The organism is Streptomyces sp. Mut1 (assembly GCF_030719295.1).
Taxonomy (GTDB): Bacteria; Actinomycetota; Actinomycetes; order Streptomycetales; family Streptomycetaceae; genus Streptomyces; species Streptomyces castrisilvae.
Window position 1 is genome coordinate 1,908,750 of record NZ_CP120997.1, and the last position, 17,116, is coordinate 1,925,865.

At 71.9% G+C, this 17,116-nt stretch carries 17 protein-coding genes; 11 read left to right on the forward strand and 6 right to left on the reverse strand.

Annotated elements, in window-relative coordinates:
- Window positions 1-19: 19 nt before the first annotated feature.
- Both P8A18_RS08085 and P8A18_RS08090 read left to right on the forward strand, forming a co-directional pair.
- Window positions 20-919, forward strand: a complete 900-nt coding sequence (locus P8A18_RS08085) for a TIGR01777 family oxidoreductase (protein ID WP_306053079.1) — start codon at window positions 20-22, stop codon at window positions 917-919.
- 181 nt (window positions 920-1,100) lie between these two features.
- Window positions 1,101-2,447, forward strand: coding sequence for an NAD(P)/FAD-dependent oxidoreductase (locus P8A18_RS08090; RefSeq protein ID WP_306053081.1), 1,347 nt, complete (start codon window positions 1,101-1,103; stop codon window positions 2,445-2,447).
- Window positions 2,448-2,451: 4 nt separating this feature from the next.
- On the opposite strand, the gene P8A18_RS08095 is transcribed toward P8A18_RS08090, so the two are convergent.
- On the reverse strand, window positions 2,452-4,101 hold the full coding sequence (locus tag P8A18_RS08095; RefSeq protein WP_306053083.1) for an NsdA family TPR-like regulatory protein: 1,650 nt from the start codon (window positions 4,099-4,101) through the stop codon (window positions 2,452-2,454).
- Between the two features lie 277 nt (window positions 4,102-4,378).
- On the opposite strand from P8A18_RS08095, the gene lipB reads away from it, so the two are divergent.
- From lipB to P8A18_RS08115, 4 genes are all read left to right on the forward strand, one after another.
- On the forward strand, window positions 4,379-5,191 hold the full coding sequence (lipB, locus tag P8A18_RS08100; protein ID WP_306053084.1) for a lipoyl(octanoyl) transferase LipB: 813 nt from the start codon (window positions 4,379-4,381) through the stop codon (window positions 5,189-5,191).
- A gap of 159 nt (window positions 5,192-5,350) precedes the next feature.
- Window positions 5,351-6,286, forward strand: coding sequence for a lipoyl synthase (gene lipA / locus P8A18_RS08105; RefSeq protein WP_306060752.1), 936 nt, complete (start codon window positions 5,351-5,353; stop codon window positions 6,284-6,286).
- A 307-nt stretch (window positions 6,287-6,593) separates the two neighbouring features.
- Entirely contained in the window at window positions 6,594-6,809 is a 216-nt protein-coding gene (locus tag P8A18_RS08110; RefSeq protein WP_018550176.1) for an SCO2195 family GlnR-regulated protein, read from the forward strand.
- Window positions 6,810-6,819: 10 nt separating this feature from the next.
- Window positions 6,820-7,530 (forward strand): DUF4191 domain-containing protein, encoded by a 711-nt coding sequence (locus P8A18_RS08115; protein WP_306053086.1) that lies wholly within the window; start codon window positions 6,820-6,822, stop codon window positions 7,528-7,530.
- A gap of 101 nt (window positions 7,531-7,631) precedes the next feature.
- Here the strand turns inward: P8A18_RS08115 and P8A18_RS08120 are convergent, their stop codons facing one another.
- Window positions 7,632-8,405: a glycosyltransferase family 2 protein gene (locus P8A18_RS08120; protein WP_306053088.1), complete on the reverse strand. Its 774-nt coding sequence runs from the start codon at window positions 8,403-8,405 to the stop codon at window positions 7,632-7,634.
- A 135-nt stretch (window positions 8,406-8,540) separates the two neighbouring features.
- Entirely contained in the window at window positions 8,541-9,008 is a 468-nt protein-coding gene (locus tag P8A18_RS08125; protein WP_026249337.1) for an RDD family protein, read from the reverse strand.
- A 285-nt stretch (window positions 9,009-9,293) separates the two neighbouring features.
- Between P8A18_RS08125 and glnA the strand changes: the two genes are divergently transcribed.
- Both glnA and P8A18_RS08135 read left to right on the forward strand, forming a co-directional pair.
- A complete protein-coding gene (glnA, locus tag P8A18_RS08130; protein ID WP_306053091.1) occupies window positions 9,294-10,703 on the forward strand; it encodes a type I glutamate--ammonia ligase in 1,410 nt (469 codons plus the stop codon).
- A gap of 182 nt (window positions 10,704-10,885) precedes the next feature.
- Window positions 10,886-12,163, forward strand: a complete 1,278-nt coding sequence (locus P8A18_RS08135) for an MFS transporter (protein ID WP_306053093.1) — start codon at window positions 10,886-10,888, stop codon at window positions 12,161-12,163.
- Between the two features lies 1 nt (window position 12,164).
- On the opposite strand, the gene P8A18_RS08140 is transcribed toward P8A18_RS08135, so the two are convergent.
- Window positions 12,165-13,670 (reverse strand): SulP family inorganic anion transporter, encoded by a 1,506-nt coding sequence (locus tag P8A18_RS08140; protein WP_306053095.1) that lies wholly within the window; start codon window positions 13,668-13,670, stop codon window positions 12,165-12,167.
- Between the two features lie 496 nt (window positions 13,671-14,166).
- Between P8A18_RS08140 and P8A18_RS08145 the strand changes: the two genes are divergently transcribed.
- On the forward strand, window positions 14,167-14,541 hold the full coding sequence (locus tag P8A18_RS08145) for a VOC family protein (RefSeq protein WP_306053097.1): 375 nt from the start codon (window positions 14,167-14,169) through the stop codon (window positions 14,539-14,541).
- 66 nt (window positions 14,542-14,607) lie between these two features.
- Window positions 14,608-15,048, forward strand: a complete 441-nt coding sequence (locus P8A18_RS08150; RefSeq protein WP_306053099.1) for a hypothetical protein — start codon at window positions 14,608-14,610, stop codon at window positions 15,046-15,048.
- A 49-nt stretch (window positions 15,049-15,097) separates the two neighbouring features.
- Here P8A18_RS08150 and P8A18_RS08155 read toward each other — a convergent pair whose 3' ends face one another.
- Window positions 15,098-15,394, reverse strand: coding sequence for a hypothetical protein (locus tag P8A18_RS08155; protein WP_306053100.1), 297 nt, complete (start codon window positions 15,392-15,394; stop codon window positions 15,098-15,100).
- 141 nt (window positions 15,395-15,535) lie between these two features.
- Here P8A18_RS08155 and P8A18_RS08160 point away from each other — a divergent pair, with 141 nt between their 5' ends.
- Window positions 15,536-15,895 carry an arsenate reductase family protein gene (locus P8A18_RS08160; RefSeq protein ID WP_306053102.1) on the forward strand — a complete coding sequence of 120 codons (360 nt, stop codon included), beginning with the start codon at window positions 15,536-15,538 and terminating at the stop codon, window positions 15,893-15,895.
- 10 nt (window positions 15,896-15,905) lie between these two features.
- On the opposite strand, the gene P8A18_RS08165 is transcribed toward P8A18_RS08160, so the two are convergent.
- Entirely contained in the window at window positions 15,906-16,820 is a 915-nt protein-coding gene (locus tag P8A18_RS08165) for a Gfo/Idh/MocA family protein (RefSeq protein WP_306053104.1), read from the reverse strand.
- Window positions 16,821-17,116 lie beyond the last annotated feature (296 nt).

Here is a 17,116-nt window from a genome sequence, read left to right on the forward strand (position 1 = left end):
ATGGGGCAGGATGGGTGCCATGCCGCACTCCCGTATCGCCGTCAGCGGATCGACCGGACTCATCGGAGCGGCGCTGGTGCGCTCGCTGCGGGCCGACGGGCACGAGGTGGTCCGACTGGTCCGCCGCCCGGCGCGGGCCGGTGACGAGGTGGAGTGGGACCCCCGGCGGAGCTATGTCGACGTGGCCGGTCTGGTGGGCTGCGACGCGGTCGTGCACCTCGCGGGCGCCGGGGTGGGCGACCACCGCTGGACCGAGGCGTACAAGAAGGAGATCCGGGACAGCCGGGTGCTGGGGACCGCCGCCATCGCGGACGCCGTCGCCTCCCTGGACACCCCGCCCGCCGTGCTCCTGTCCGGGTCGGCGATCGGCTTCTACGGCGACACCGCGGACCGCGCGATCGACGAGGACGCGCCGCCGGGCGAGGGTTTCCTGCCGTCGGTGTGCGTGGAGTGGGAGGAGGCCACGGCCGCCGCCGAGGAGGCCGGGGTGCGTACGGTGCACGCCCGCACCGGACTGGTGGTCGCCCGGGAGGGCGGCGCCTGGGGCCGGCTCTTCCCGCTGTTCCGGGCCGGGCTCGGCGGCCGGCTGGGCAACGGGCGGCAGTACTGGAGCTTCATCGCGCTGCACGATCACATCGCGGCGCTGCGGCACATCCTGGACACCCCGGAGCTGTCCGGCCCGGTGAACCTGACCGGCCCGGCGCCCGTCACCAACGCCGAGGTGACGGCCGCGATGGGGCGGGTCCTGCGGCGGCCCACTCTGTTCACGGCGCCCGCGCCGGCGCTGCGGATCGCGCTGGGCGAGTTCGCCGGGGACGTGCTGGGCAGTCAGCGGGTGCTGCCCGCGCGGCTGCTGGACTCGGGCTTCTCGTACGCCTTCCCCGGCATCGACGCCGCCATCCGCGCGGCCCTGCGCTGAACCTCCCGCACCACCCGCACCAAGCCTCGGAAGGGTGTGCGACCCCGTGCACCGGTGCCCCCGTACGCGCGCGACTGCGCACGATCGGGCCACTCTCCTAGCCTCCTGATGAACACACGCATTCCGGTGGGCGGTCGAGGGCAAGAGCCCCCCACCAATCGCGCCGAATCGGGGAGGGCACGTGCTCAGCACGGCACACCACGCGGACGTCGTCATCATCGGGGCCGGAATCGCCGGCCTGTCAGCGGCCCACCATCTGACCAGCGCGGGAGTCGGTGTCAGCGTCCTGGAGGCCGGCCCCGGCGTCGGCGGCCGGATGACGACCGACGAGGTGGACGGGTTCCGCCTCGACCGGGTCGGTCCGCTGCTCAACACCGCCTACCCGGAGCTGCGCACGACGCCCGGTCTCGACGGTCTCGTCCTGCGTACCTTCGCTCCCGGCGTCCTCGTCCACAGCGAGGGCCGCCGCCACCGGACCGGGGAGACACGCGGCGCTCAGGGCCCACGCAGCGCACGGGGCGCGTTGAAAGCGGCGCGCGCCCTCGCGAGCGCCCCCAGGCCGCCACGGGCGGGCGCCCTCACCGGAGCCATGGGCGGCGCGATCGACCACGCACGGCTCGGCGTGGCGCTGGCCCGCCTCGCCGCCACCCCGCCGGCCCGCATCCTCGCCCGGCCCGAACGCGCCGCACTCGACGCCCTGTCCGGCCGGCTGTCCGCCCGTACGCTCAACGGCTTCGTACGCCCCCTGCTCACCGCGCTGCTCAGCGACCCGGACCTCGCCACCTCCAGCAGGTACGCCGACCTCGCCCTGCGCACCTACGCGAGCGGGCGGCTGTGCGTACCGGAGGGCGGGGCGGGCACCCTGCCCGAACTCCTCGCGGCTTCCCTGCCGCCCGGCACCGTACGCAGCGGCGTGCACGTCACCTCCGCCGACATCACCTCGGTCCGCACCAAGGAACACGGCGAACTGGGCTGCCGCTCCCTGCTGATCGCGACCGGCGCGAGCGCCGCGGCCGAACTGCTGCCGGGCCTGCGCATGCCGTCCTTCCACCCCGTGACGGTGCTCCACCACACCGCCCCCGCTCCCCCGCCGACCGGTGCCTCACTGGTGCTGGACGCCGACCGCTCGGGCCCGGTCGCGCACACCGCGGTGATGAGCGAGGTCGACCCGGCCCGCGCCCCGCGCGGCCGGACCCTGATCAGCTCCACCGTGCTCGGCACCCCGCCCCCCGGCCTCGACCGCGCGGTCCGCGCCCACCTCGCCGCGCTCTACGGCGTGCCCACCGACGACTGGGAACTGCTGGCCGCCCACCACGACCCGGAGGCGGTGCCCGCGATGACGCCGCCGCACGACCCGGCCCGCCCGGTCCGGGTGCTCGCGGGCCTGTACGTGTGCGGCGACCACCGCGACACCGGCACGGTCCGGGGCGCCCTGGCGTCCGGCCGCCGGGCCGCCGTCTCGATCCTGAGCGACCTCGGCGTACGGCCGGCCGCCGGGGGCGGGGCGGTGCTCCCCCGGGCCGCCTGACGCCTCAGCCCAGCGCGGCGACCCGTTCGCGGTAGCCGCGCACGGCCGCCGCGTCCCGGAAGGGTTCGAGCCGCCGCTCGAAGTCGCGGACGTACTCCGTGGCCCGCACCGAACGCATCTCGGCGGCCTGCTGGGCGGCCTCCGCACCCAGCCGGCAGGCCTGCTCCAGCTCACCGAGACCGAGCCGGGCGCAGGCCAGCACCACCCGGCAGAACAGCCTGCTGCGGGCGTACGCGGGGGCGCGCAGCTGGAGCGAGCGCTCCGCGTGCTGGGCGGCGGGCCGGTACTGCTGGAGGTCGCGGTGGCAGTGGCCGAACTCGTCGGCGAGCTGCGCCTCGTCGAAGTGGCGCGCCCAGTGCGGCACCTCGTCACCGGGGCGGGCCGTCTCCAGCGCCCGTTCGGCCCGCGCGAGCGAGGCGGTGCACGCCTTGGCGTCCCCGAGCACCGCGTGGCCGCGCGCCTCGACCGCGTGCAGCAGGGCGAGGACGGCGTGGGGGGCGGCGGAACCGATGCCCTGCTGGGCGACCCGGGCCAGCTGGACCGCCTCCCGGCCGTGCGCGAGATAGACCGCCTGGCGGCTCATGGTGATGAGGACGTAGCTGCCGTAGGCGCGGTCCCCGGCGGCCTGGGAGAGCCGCAGGGCCTGCACGAAGTAGCGCTGGGCGAGCCCGTGGGCGGCGATGTCGTACGAGGTCCAGCCGGCCAGCCGGGTCAGGTCGGCGGCGGCCGCGAACAGGCGCCGGCCGGTGGCCTCCGTGTACGTGCCGCGCAGCATCGGCTCCGTCTCGTGCTCCAGGTACCGGACGAGGGCCTGCCGGGCGTGACCGCCGCCGTAGGCGTGGTCCAGGGTGCGGAACAGCTCGGCGACCGAGCGCAGGGCGGCGACGTCCCCGTCACCGACCCGCAGTCCGGAGCCCCGTTCGGTCTGCCGCTGCCGGGGAACGCCGGGGGCGCCGGGCACGACGACGGCCGGGGCACCGGGCGGGGCGGGCGGCCCGCCGGGCCTGGAGGGCGCGGGCCCCCGGACGCCGTGCCGGCCGGTGCCCGGGGCCCCGCCCTGTTCGGGCACGCCGGGCAGGGCGCCGGGCGCGGGGCCGTGTGCCGCGTACGGCCCGGAGGCACCGCGGGAGGCGGCGGGGGCCGGGGCGCCGCTCGCGGCCCGGCCCGCGCCACCGGTCCGGACCGGGCTCACGGGGCCGCCCCGGCCGACCCACTCGTCCGCCCGGCCGATCAGCCAGTCCCGGCTGGGGACGACCAGGCCCGCCGGGGTGAAGGCGATCTTCCGCAGCTCGGCGTGGCTGCCGGAGTCCTTGCGCCACAGTCCGCTGACGATGTCGACCGCCTCGGCGGGCGTGGCGGCGAACTCGAGCCCCGCGTAGACGGGGGCGCAGGCGTCCAGGCCCAGGTCCTGTGCGGAGAGCCGGCGGCCGAGCCGCCGGGTGAAGACCTCGGCGATCAGCGCGGGGGTGGTGCCCCGGGGCTGCTGGCCGCGCAGCCAACGGGTCACGGAGGTTTTGTCGTACCGCAGGTCGAGGCCGTGTTCGAGGCCGAGCTGATCCACCCGGCGGGCGAGGCCGGCGTTGGAGAATCCGGCCTCGGTGATGAGTGAGGCGAGCCGACGGTTGGGGGTGCGCTGCGGGGGTCGTTCCGACATCAGCTGTAGGGTCTCCTGCCTTCTGGGCCGGGCGGGCAGCCCTCAGGGCCTCCTCTGACGAACGGCGCGAATTTAACTGTCGGCGGGGCGGCCCCGGTCTCCTTTGCTCCACATTCATCCGATCGTGTGAGGATTGCGGGCGGTGCTGACGGGAAAGACCTGCCCGTCCCCCGCTCCCCCGACGGTCGTACAGTGGCTCGGGCGCGATTCGTGCAGGGTGACGCGGTGCCGGGGAAACCCTCCGGACCACGGCACCGCGAGTAGAGAGGCTGCTGTCGTGACTGAGCTCCGGTTCGTCCGTCTGGGTTTCGGCGAGGACGCCGTCGACTACCAGGAGGCCTGGCAGAAGCAGCGCGAGGTGCACGCGGCACGGTTCGAGGACAGCGTCCCCGACACCTGCCTGCTCCTGGAACACCCGCCCGTCTACACAGCGGGCCGGCGCACGGCCGACAGCGAGCGCCCCCTGGACGGCACCCCGGTCATCGACGTGGACCGCGGCGGCAAGATCACCTGGCACGGCCCCGGCCAGCTCGTCGGCTACCCGATCCAGAAGCTCCCCCGCCCGGTGGACGTCGTCGCGCACGTGCGCCGCCTGGAGGAGGCGCTGATCCGCACCGCCGCCGAGTTCGGCGTCGAGACCACCCGGGTCGAGGGGCGCAGCGGTGTCTGGGTCCTGGGCGACCCGGTCGAGCAGCGCCCCGCCGCCGGCGGCCTCACCCTCGACTTCGACCCGCGCGTGCAGGACGACGAGTTCGACCCCCGGCTCAACGGTCCGGAGTACGCCCCGTCCAACGCCGGCCAGCGCCGCGAGGACCGCAAGCTGGCCGCGATCGGCATCCGGGTCGCCAAGGGCGTGACCATGCACGGCTTCTCGTTCAACGTGAACCCGGACAACACCTGGTTCGACCGGATCGTGCCCTGCGGCATCCGGGACGCGGGCGTCACCTCGCTCGCGTACGAACTCGGCCGCGACATCACCATCGCCGAGGTCCTCCCGGTCGTCGAGAAGCACCTGCGCGACATCCTGGAGAACGCCGAACCCGCCCCGCGCGTCGTCGCCCGCGCCGACGACGCCATGGCCACGGCGTGACCCACGGAACACGCCTCCGGGAATAGGCCCTGCCGCCCCCAGGTTGGGCAGACGTAAAGCCGAATGAACTACGGGCGTACCCTGGTGTTCGCCGAAGAATCCAATGCAGTGAAAGCAAAGGGGAGTGCCGGAGTGTCTGTCGCACCTGACGGGCGCAAGATGCTGCGCCTTGAGGTCCGGAACAGCCAGACCCCCATCGAGCGCAAGCCCGAGTGGATCAAAACCCGGGCCAAGATGGGCCCCGAGTACAACCAGCTGCAGAAACTCGTCAAGAGCGAGGGCCTGCACACGGTGTGCCAGGAGGCCGGCTGCCCCAACATCTTCGAGTGCTGGGAGGACCGCGAGGCCACGTTCCTCATCGGCGGCGACCAGTGCACCCGGCGTTGTGACTTCTGCCAGATCGACACGGGCAAGCCGCAGGCGCTGGACCGGGACGAGCCCCGCCGCGTCGGCGAGTCGGTCGTCACGATGGACCTGAACTACGCCACGATCACCGGCGTCGCCCGCGACGACCTGGAGGACGGCGGCGCCTGGCTGTACGCGGAGACCGTGCGCCAGATCCACGCGCAGACGGCGGAGCGGGAGGGCGGCCACACCAAGGTCGAGCTGCTGATCCCCGACTTCAACGCCGAGCCCGAGCAGCTCGCCGAGGTCTTCTCCTCGCGCCCGGAGGTGCTGGGGCACAACGTGGAGACGGTGCCGCGCATCTTCAAGCGGATCCGTCCCGGCTTCCGCTACGAACGCTCCCTGGAGGTCATCACCCGGGCCCGCGAGGCCGGTCTGGTGACCAAGTCCAACCTGATCCTCGGCATGGGCGAGACCCGCGAGGAGGTCAGCCAGGCTCTCCGGGACCTGCATGACGCGGGCTGCGAGCTCATCACGATCACCCAGTACCTGCGGCCGTCCCCGCGCCACCACCCGGTCGAGCGCTGGGTGAAGCCGCACGAGTTCGTGGAGCTGAAGGACGAGGCCGACGCGATCGGCTACTCGGGCGTGATGTCCGGGCCGCTGGTCCGCTCCTCCTACCGCGCGGGCCGGCTGTTCCAGCAGGCGATGGACCGGCGCGGGGCCCAGGTCGCGGCGCCCTCCGCGTAAGCACCGCGCGACCGCCCCTGTGTGAAATCGCGCACAAGCGGCTACCGCCGAGTAATGGCCGCACCGACGCGGTCCTTCCACTCCTCGCAGGTCCGAGAGGCCACCGGGGCGCGGACGGACCGCGTCGGCGTGCGCGGCGCCGATATCAGGGTTTCATTGGTGTTTGACCGACCGGTCATGCGCTGGTAACACCGGACAGTGACGCTGGATGAACGCGCAGCGCGGTGACTTCGACCGCCACCGCCGACCCTGCGCCCCGTCTCCAGTCCGCGCAGCACACGCACATCGTTTTGAGGGGACTTCCACGATGCAGGCCGCGCCGGTACGCGCCACCGTCATCCCGACCGTCACCGATGCCCTCCGCGCCGTCGAGTCGCTGCTGCTGAGCAGCGGCCAGCGCACCGCTCGCCGCAACGCCTGGACGGCCGTCCTGGAGGACCGCCGCCGGGCCAAGGACCGGGCCGAATCCGGCTACGCGCTGGAACGGGAGGCCGTGGCCGCCCGTCGTTCCCGGGCCACGTAAACTTCCTTGCATGGCGAGGAAGGCAAACACCACTGAAGGCGCGGACAGCGCCGAGAACGCGGGGCGGCTCAAGCAGATCGCCCTGACCTACAAGATGACCAGGCGGACCGACACCAAGATCGGTCTTGTGGTCGCGGGTGTGGGAATCGTCACCTTCGGTGTCATCCTCGCGATCGGTTTCCTGATCGACCACCCGATCTACCTGGGCATCCTGGGCTTCGTGCTCGCCCTCCTCGCGATGGCGATCGTCTTCGGACGGCGCGCCGAGCGCGCGGCCTTCGGGCAGATGGAGGGCCAGCCCGGCGCCGCGGCCGCGGTGCTGGACCGCGTGGGCCGCGGCTGGACGACGACGCCCGCGGTCGCGATGAACCGCAACCAGGACGTCGTCCACCGCTCTGTGGGCAAGGCGGGCATCGTGCTGGTCGCCGAGGGCAACCCGAACCGGGTGAAGAGCCTGCTCGCGGCCGAGAAGAAGCGGATGGCCCGCATCGTCGTCGACGTCCCCGTCCACGACATCATCGTCGGCGACGGCGAGGGCCAGGTGCCGCTGAAGAAGGTGCGCACCAAGATGCTGAAGCTGCCGCGCGTACTGACCGGCCCCCAGGTCACCGCCGCCAACGACCGGCTGCGCGCGATGGGCGACCTGATGAGCAACATGCCGCTGCCGAAGGGCCCCCTCCCCGGCCGCGGGGGCGCCGGCCGCCCGCCCCGCGCTCGCTAGCCGCCGGTTCACGGCGGTCGTCTCCACCCCATGAAGCCTGTGACAGGACGCCGTCGGCGTCCTGTCACAGGCTTCATATGTATCCGGAGCCGGGCCGGGCCCTAGATCCGCCTCTTGCGCAGCGAGTGCCAGGCGGCCCCTGCCAGCGCCCGCGTCGACCGGGGCACCGACAGCTGTTCGTGCTCCCGGTACAGGGCCCAGTTGTACGGGATGAGTGACAGCTTGTTCGAGGACAGCGATCCCGGGCGCTGGGCCCTGTACACGGCCAGCGGCTCCGGGAGCCCCGCGGCATCGAACCCGTCACGCATGATGGACAGCCACAGGGCGTAATCCTGGCGCTTGGGCATCTCCGGCATCAGCCTCGTCCCGAGGACCGTGCGGTCGTACATGGCGGTCAGCGCACCGATGTGGTCCTGAAGCAGCATCGCGCGGTAGTCGACGCGTTCCTGGACGGGGACGATGCGCCCATTCGGCTCGAAATCGGAGCTCTCACCGACATGGTCGGCGTCCATCTTGTAGTAGGCCGTGAATGTCAGAGGTGCCCGCGCCGTCGCCGCGAACGCGAGTTGCCGCTCCAGCTTTTCCGGCAGCCACATGTCGTCACTGTCGAGAAAGGCGATGTAGTCCCCGTTGGCCCGCTCCATGGCGAGGTTGCGAGCCCGGCCCGCACCGCCCCGCTCCGGGGCCGCTTCCGGGCGGACGCGTTCGTCCTGCCGGGCGAATTCCTCCAGCAGGTCCATGGACCCGTCGGAGGACTGGTCATCGGTGACCAGCAGCTCCAGATCGCTGTGCGTCTGGGTGAGCACCGACCGGACCGCAGCACCGAGAGTGACTGCCGAGTTGTACACCGGCATCACGACAGACACCAAGGGCACAGCGCTTCTCCCTGATAGACCGAATTCTCATTCCGACCGGAATTTTAGTAGGAGCCGCGCCCAGCCCCGACAGCGAGAGGGCCGGGCCGTGAACCTCGTGGTTCACGGCCCCGCCCTCTTCGCGCTTCGTACGGCTCAGAGACGGACCTGGACCGCGCGGGCGAGGCGGTCGTGGAGGCCGCGGCCGTCGCGGTCCCAGACGAGGGCCGGGATCGCCAGGCAGAGCAGCACGCTGCGGATGAGGACGCGTACGAGGCCGAGGCGGCCGCCGTCCTCGGCGATGACGCGGATGCCCATGAGGCGCTTGCCGGGGGTGCAGCCGATGGTGCCGAGGGTGAGCACGCTCATGACGAGGAAGATGCCGAGCGCCCAGTTGCCCGCGGACTGCTGGTCACCGCGAGCGAACAGTCCGTATGCGATCAGCAGGCACAGGGCCCAGTCGATGAAGAGGGCTCCGAAGCGCCGGCCGAGCGGGGCGATGGCCCCCGGTCCCTGCTCGGGGAGGCCGAGCCGCTTGCCCCGGTACCCGAAGTCGGCGCCCATCTCCTCGGCGGCCGCGCGCGGCCCGGAGAGCCACGATCCGATTGCTTGCCTGTTGTCCACCCGACCACGGTACTGCGCGCGCCCGCGCGTCTTCCCCGGCGGGTGTCGTCCCATTCCCCGGACATCCGGGTGAGACAGCCGGGAAACCCGCCGGACCCCGGCACGAAGGCGGCCGGGGGGCCGTTCGACCGCCTGTCGCACCCGGCTCGGTTAACTTCGGCGAAACAATTGGGTCATGCTTGAGAAATCCGGTCTGCCTATGGTCGGGTCCAGCGTGTGCCACCGCACTGGTCACACAACGAGCTGCAACCCCGTCCCTCCCGGGCCGGGAGTAGGAGGAGTTGGATGTTCCAGAACGCCGACGACGCGAAGAAGTTCATCGCCGACAACGACGTCAAGTTCATCGATGTCCGGTTCTGTGACCTGCCCGGTGTGATGCAGCACGTCACCGTGCCGGCGGCGACCTTCAACCCGGCCGACGAGCTTGCCTTCGACGGCTCGTCGATCCGCGGCTTCCAGGCCATCCACGAGTCCGACATGGCGCTGCGCGCGGACCTGTCGACCGCCCGCGTCGACCCCTTCCGCCGCGACAAGACCATCAACATCAACTTCTTCATCCACGACCCGATCACCGGCGAGCAGTACAGCCGTGACCCGCGGAACGTGGCCAAGAAGGCCGAGGCCTACCTCACCTCGACCGGCATCGCCGACACCGCGTACTTCGGTCCCGAGGCCGAGTTCTACGTCTTCGACAACGTCCGTTTCCAGACGTCGGCGAACGAGAGCTTCTACCACATCGACTCCGAGGCCGGCGCCTGGAACACCGGTGCGATCGAGAACAACCGCGGTTACAAGGTCCGCTACAAGGGCGGTTACTTCCCCGTCTCGCCGGTCGACCACTTCGCCGACCTGCGCGCCGAGATGTCCCTGGAGCTGGAGAACAGCGGCCTTCAGATCGAGCGCCAGCACCACGAGGTCGGCACCGGCGGCCAGGCCGAGATCAACTACAAGTTCAACACGCTGCTCGCCGCGGCCGACGACCTGATGCTCTTCAAGTACATCGTGAAGAACGTCGCCTGGCGCAACGGCAAGACCGCGACCTTCATGCCGAAGCCGATCTTCGGCGACAACGGCTCGGGCATGCACGTCCACCAGTCCCTGTGGGCCGGCGGCGACCCGCTGTTCTACGACGAGCAGGGCTACGCGGGCCTGTCGGACATGGCGCGCTACTACATCGGCGGCATCCTGAAGCACGCCCCGTCGCTGCTGGCCTTCACCAACCCGACGGTGAACTCCTACCACCGCCTGGTCCCCGGCTTCGAGGCCCCGGTCAACATGGTGTACTCGCAGCGCAACCGCTCCGCCGCGATGCGCATCCCGATCACCGGCTCCAACCCGAAGGCCAAGCGCGTCGAGTTCCGCGCCCCGGACCCGTCGTCCAACCCGTACCTGGCCTTCTCGGCCCTCCTGATGGCCGGCCTGGACGGCATCAAGAACAAGATCGAGCCCGCCGAGCCGATCGACAAGGACCTCTACGAGCTGGCTCCCGAGGAGCACGCCAACGTCCAGCAGGTCCCGACCTCCCTCCCGGCCGTCCTGGACGCCCTGGAGGCGGACAACGAGTACCTCCAGGCCGGCGGCGTCTTCACGTCCGACCTGATCGAGACGTGGATCGACTACAAGCGCACCCACGAGATCGCCCCGATCCAGCTGCGCCCGCACCCGCACGAGTTCGAGCTGTACTTCGACCTCTAGGAGGCGGGGGCGGGAGCCCCGGCGCGAAGCACTGGCAGTGAGGGCCGCTACCCCGGAAGGGGCAGCGGCCCTCGCCGGTTCCGAGGCTGCTCGCCGCCGCCAATATCGATTGCGGGCGCACCCCGCCTTCGGCATCCTGTGCGCCACGAAGATGCCGGCCGGCGCCTGGGGGCGGGGACTCGATGACCGTACATGCCGGCACGGGCGCGGAGGGCCTCCGGGATCGAAGGACTCACGCGGCCTTCGGTCTCTTCTACACGTCGTTCGTCGTGTCGGCCCTGGGCGACGCCTTCCGGCTCCTCGCCGTCAACGTATGGATCTTCAACGCCACTTCGGGCTCCACCGGTGCCCGGCTCCTCGTGGTGCTGCTGGCGAATCTGCCCGGGATGCTGCTCGGCGGTCTGTCCGGTGTCGTCGCGGACCGCTACGACAAGTACGACGTGCTCATCGCTTCCGACCTGGTCCGTACGGGGGTGGGGCTCGGGCTCGCGTGGTGCGCGCTCGATTCCCGTACGGTTCCCGCTCTCGTGCTGATCGCGGTGGGCAACGGCGTCGGCGTCTTCTTCAACAGCTCGTCGTTCTCGCTGCTGCCGCGGCTGGTGAGCAAGGAGCGGTTGCCGCGCGCCAACGGGTTCATGGAGACCGGGCAGTGGGTCGTGCAGATCGTGGGGCCGGCCCTCGCCGCGATCACCCTGGCGACCGGCTCCGCGAGTCTCGCCTTCGTCCTCGACAGCGCGTCCTTCATCGTGTCCGCCGTGATCCTCCGGTGCCTGCGCGGGGTGCTGAGGGCGCCGGGTCCGCCGCCGGTGGACGCCGGACCGGCGGCGGGCGAGGAGGACGAGAGGGGCGGCGGGCACTGGGCGGACTTCACCGACGGCGTCAGGATCATCCGGCGGAGCAAGGACATCCGTGCGCTGCTGCTCGCGTCCTACGGGATCGCGTTCCTGACCGCCTGCACGAGCTACGGACTGATCTTCGTCGTCGCACGCACCTTCGCGCTGCACGCCTCGGCTCTCGGGTACCTCTACTCGCTGAACGGAGCGGTCGCCGTGATCGCCGCGGTGCTGGCCACCGCGCTGGCGAAACAGGCGTTCCTCGGGCGGCTCATGGCGCTGTCGATGCTGGGGCTGTGCGTGGCCCAGGTGGTCATGGGTCTGGCGCCGAACATCTACGTGCTGGGGGTGGGTGTCGCCGTCAGCGCCCTCGCCAACGCCCCGTACAACGTGTCGGTGACGTCCCTGTACATGAGCAGGATTCCGGCCGCGTATCTCGGCCGGGTCGAGGGCATCGACACGATGATCGACAACTTCATCAGCGTCTGCGGGTTCACGGCCGCTTCGGTGATCGTGCTGTGGTGGAACCCGCAGGCGATCTTCCTGATATCGGCCGCCGTCGCCCTTCCCAGCCTGCTCCTCGCCTTCACGCGGCTGGCCGGGGAGGGCGCGGCGGGCGCCGAGTAGCTCAGTGCCCGCCCGTCAGCTCGCCGCTCAGGGTGCCGTGCAGGGCAGCGCTCGGCGGGTTGAGGCCCACGATCTCGACGGTCTTGCCGCGCTGGGCGTACTTCGTCTCGATCGCGTCCAGGGCGGCGACCGATGAGGCGTCCCAGATGTGGGTGGCGGAGAGGTCGATGACGACCTTGTCCGGGTCGGTGGCGTAGGCGAAGCGGGTGACCAGGTCGTTGGAGGAGGCGAAGAAGAGTTCGCCGGTGACGGAGTAGACGACCTGGCCGCCGTCGGGGTCGGTGACCGCGGTGACGTCCGCCAGATGTGCGACGCGGCGGGCGAAGACGACCATCGCGGTGACGGAGCCGACGACGACGCCGATGGCGAGGTTGGACGTGGCGACCACGATGGCGACGGTGATGACCATGACCGCCGTTTCGCCCACCGGCAGCCGGCGGAGGGTCTTCGGGGCGATGGAGTGCCAGTCGAACGTCGCGAACGAGACCATCACCATGACCGCGACCAGCGCCGCCATCGGGATGTCGGAGACGATCGGGCCGAAGGCGACGCAGAGCACCATCAGGAAGGAGCCGGCGAGGAAGGTGGAGAGGCGGGTGCGGGCCCCGGAGACCCGGACGTTGATCATGGTCTGGCCGATCATGGCGCAACCGCCCATGCCGCCGAAGAAGCCGGTGACGATGTTGGCGATGCCCTGGCCGATGGACTCGCGGGTCTTGTTGGAGCGGGTGTCGGTGATGTCGTCCACCAGCTGGGCGGTCATCAGGGATTCCATGAGGCCGACCAGGGCCATCGCCAGGGCGTAGGGGGCGACGGTCGTCAGGGTGTCCAGGGTGAACGGCACGTCGGGCAGGCCGGGGACCGGCAGCGAGGAGGGCAGGTCGCCCTTGTCGCCGACGCTCGGGACCGCGATGCCCGCCGCCAGGGTGATGGTGGTGAGGACGGCGATGGAGACCAGGGGCGCCGGGATCACCCGGGTGACCTTCGGGAAGAACACCATCAGCAGCAGGCCGCCGGCGATCAGCGGGTACACCGCCCAGGGCACGTCGTGCATCTCGGGCACCTGCGCCATGAAGATCAGGATGGCGAGGGCGTTGACGAAGCCGACCATCACGGAGCGCGGGACGAACCGCATCAGCCTGGCGACGCCGAGGGCCCCCAGCACGATCTGGAAGAGGCCGGCCAGGATCACGGCCGCGATCAGGTAGCCGAAGCCGTGCTCGCGGTTCAGCGGGGCGATGACCAGGGCGACCGCGCCCGTCGCTGCGGAGATCATCGCGCGCCGGCCGCCGACGACCGAGATCGTGACCGCCATCGTGAAGGAGGCGAACAGGCCGATCGCGGGGTCCACCCCGGCGATGATCGAGAACGAGATCGCCTCCGGGATCAGGGCGAGCGCGACGACCAGACCGGCGAGGACCTCCGTACGCCACACCTTGGGGTCGGAGAGCCAGTCCGGTCGGAGGGAACGCAGCCGTGCTGTGGAGGAGAGCGCAGAAGCAGACAAGAGGGCGTACCTGTCGGTCGGGCGCGCCCGGTCGCTGGGAGCGTGCGGGCGTACGGGGGTACGTGCAAGGACGAGAGGGGGCGGACGCGCGGGGCGGCGTGCCGGGTGGAGCCGGGGCTCAGGGGTGACGGGTCACGGCGGGCAGGCGGCGTTGCGGGGCGTCGTCGTCATCCGCTCGCTCGCTCTCTCTCCCACCGGAATTCGGGCGCGTTCCTCGGCTCCGCCCGCTAGGGCGTGGAATGTACACACACGCGTACGCGCGGTCCCGGGCGCCAAACAACTGTACCTGCCCCGGCCGTGGCCCCTAAGATCGTGCCCGTGAACACCGGACCGGCTGTAGGCCATACACGGAACGGCTACCCGGTGGTGGGCTGAGCCCCCTCCGGACGCGCCTCGCGGCGCGTTCCGTATGCCTGGCACGGGGACCTCCCCGGGCTCGTACAGCGTGCGTTTCCCACTGTGCCGAGCCACGAAGAGATCACGAGGTCGTTCACCCATGTCCGTTTCGTTCAATCACACCATCATCGCCTCCCGGGACCGCCACGCGTCCGCGCGGTTCTTCCGCGAACTGCTGGAGGTCGACGAGGCTCCCTCCTGGGGGCCGTTCGTCAACATTCAACTGCCCGACGGCGTGCTGCTCCAGTTCGCCGAGCCGCCGGTCGAGATCCAGATGCAGCACTACGCGTTCCTCGTCGACGACGAACTGTTCGACCGGGCCTACCAGCGGCTCACCGAGGGCGGGATCGAGCACTGGGCCGATCCGCAGATGACGCGCCCCGGGGAGACCAACACCGGGCACGGCGGGCGGGGCGTCTACTTCAAGGACCCCGCCGGGCACGCGATCGAGCTGATCACCCGCCCCTATCTGTAAGCCGGACGGCCGAGGAGGGGCGGCGGCGGGGTCGCGGTGCCGGGCGGATGCGCCGAGGCTGGGGGGATGAGTGAGCAGGCGCCTCCCGGCAACCCGGTCCCGCCGCCGCCTCCCCCGCGGCGGATGTGGCCGTGGGTGCTGCTGATGATCGCCGTGCTGCTGGCCCTCGCCGCGGGCGCGGCCTGGGCGGTGCTCTCCGACGTGATCCGCTCGGAGGGCTCGCGGACCGTGCACATCCGGTACGAGGTCACGGGGTCCGCCCAGGACGTGGTGCTGACGTACAGCACCTGGCGGGGTGAGGAGCTGTCGACCGGGCGGCTGGCGCTGCGGGCGCTGCCGTGGGCCGGGGAGCTGGACACGAAGGGGTTCATGAGCGGGGGCTCGTTCGTCGTCAGCGTGGGCCGGGGCGGTGGTGACGTCTCCTGCGCGGTGACCGTGGACGACGGTACGCGGCGCACGGACTCGGCCTCCGGGGCGTTCGCCACGGCCACGTGTGACGGGTACTGAGACGGAGGACGGGCGCCCCCACGTTGCGCGGGGGCGCCCGTCCCTTCGGTCAGCGGCCGTAGCGGATGAGGGCGCGGACCATGCGGCAGGTGGTGTCGGACGGCGGGTGGATGCCGAGGCGCTCGGCGGTCGTGCGTATCCGGGCGTTGTTCGCGCTGGACGGGAGGTAGACGCCGGAGTCCAGCAGGGCGATGGCCAGGCGCATCGCCTTGAGGCGGCGGTTGTGCGAGACGTACCACTCGCGGGGGCGGCCGGCGGGGAGCCGCTTCTTCCTCAGGGGCTGGAACGGGGTCTTGGTCGGCGGCGTCTTGGTCAGCGGCTCGGTCGTGACTGCGGCAACGGCCATGGGCAACCTCCTGGCGCGGTGGCGGTACTCCTGGGAACCCTCACGAACTACCCCCCATTTTACCGCCGGGCACTGACAATCGCCCCTGGCCAGAGGGGCTTTCGTGGATCCTCCGCGCGTCCGTCCCGTACCTTTGGCCCCATGGAGATCTGGATCAATCCCGCCTGTTCCAAGTGCCGCAGCGCGGTGCGGCTGCTCGACGCGGAGGGGGCCCACTACACGGTCCGCCGTTACCTGGAGGACGTGCCGTCGTCCGAGGAGATCCGGGCCGTGCTCGACCGGCTCGGGCTCGAACCGTGGGACATCACGCGGACCCAGGAGGCGGACGCGAAGGAGCTGGGCCTCAAGGACTGGCCGCGCGACACGGAGGCCCGGGAGCGGTGGATCACCGCGCTCGCCGATCACCCGAAGCTGATCCAGCGGCCCATCATCACGGCGCAGGACGGTACCGCCGTCGTCGCCCGCACCGACGAGGCGGTCCGGGACGCGATGGGCCGCTGAGCAGCCGCCGCTACTCCCCCGTGCCCGCCAGCGCCTCCGCCTCGGCCAGCAGTTCGGTGAGGCGGAGGCCGAAGCGTACGTCGCAGGGGTGGGCCTCGCCCGTGCGCACCGAGGTGATCAGCGCGTCCACCGCCGCCGCGAACGCCTCCACCGCGCCGTCCCACTTCGGCAGTTCGGCCACGCCGTGCTCGCCCCTGAGCACGACCTCCACCCCGGTCGCGGCTACCGGGGCGCCCAGGGCGAGGGTCACCGTGCTGGAGGCTCCCGAGGTGTGGCGCAGGACGAGGTGGTGGGCGTCGGAGGGGCCCCGGGCGGCGGTCAGTCCGGTGACGTCGCCCAGGAGCGGGATCAGGACCGAGAGGGCGTGCGGGCCGACGTCCCACAGGCCGCCCCGCTCGCGGCGCCAGGGGGAGGCGGCGTACTCGCTGTCCGCCCCGGGGGCCCACAGCGCGCCGATCCACTCCGCGCGGGCGGTGAACCAGTCGCCCACCGCGCCCTGTTCGGCGATCCAGGCCGAGGTCCGGGGCGCGAACCGCAGCGTGCAGAAGACGACGGAGGCGACCCGGGCCTGCTCGGCGGCCTCGGCGACCAGCCGGGCTCCGTCGACCGTGGTGGCGACCGGCTTGTCCATGATCAGGTGGCAGCCGGCCTCGGCGGCGCGGGCGGCCAGCGGGGCCTGTACGTCCGGCGGCAGCGCGAACGCGATGGCGTCGCTCGCGGCGAACAGCTCGTCGAGCCCCGTGTCGCCGGAGTGGGCGGGGGCGCCGTGCGCGGCGGCCAGTTCAGCGGCGGCCTCGGCGCGGCGGCCCCACACTCCGCTGAGCACGGCGCCGGGATGGGCGGCCAGCGCGGGAGCGTGGGTGTTGCGGGCCCAGGGGCCGGTGCCTGCCAGGCCGATGCGCAGGGGGGTCTCGGGTGTCGTCATGGGACCAGTGTGCCCGGTGCGGGCGGGGCGGCGGCGGTACCGGTGCGCCCGCGCGACCCGGGCGGCGGGGCCCGGCGCGGTCGGGATGGAGGCGGCCCCGGCGCGCCTGTGTGTGCCCCGGGCCGACGCCCCCTGGCCGCCGGGCAATGCGGTGGCGGGGCTCCGGGCCGGAAGGTTACGTTGGCGGGGCCGGCCGCGGGACTCCGGGGCGACTTCCGGGACTTGCCTGTAAAGCAAATTTTTCGCTGTTCGCCCCCTCATTCCCCGGCCGGCTTCCGGGCGCGCGTACCGCCGCC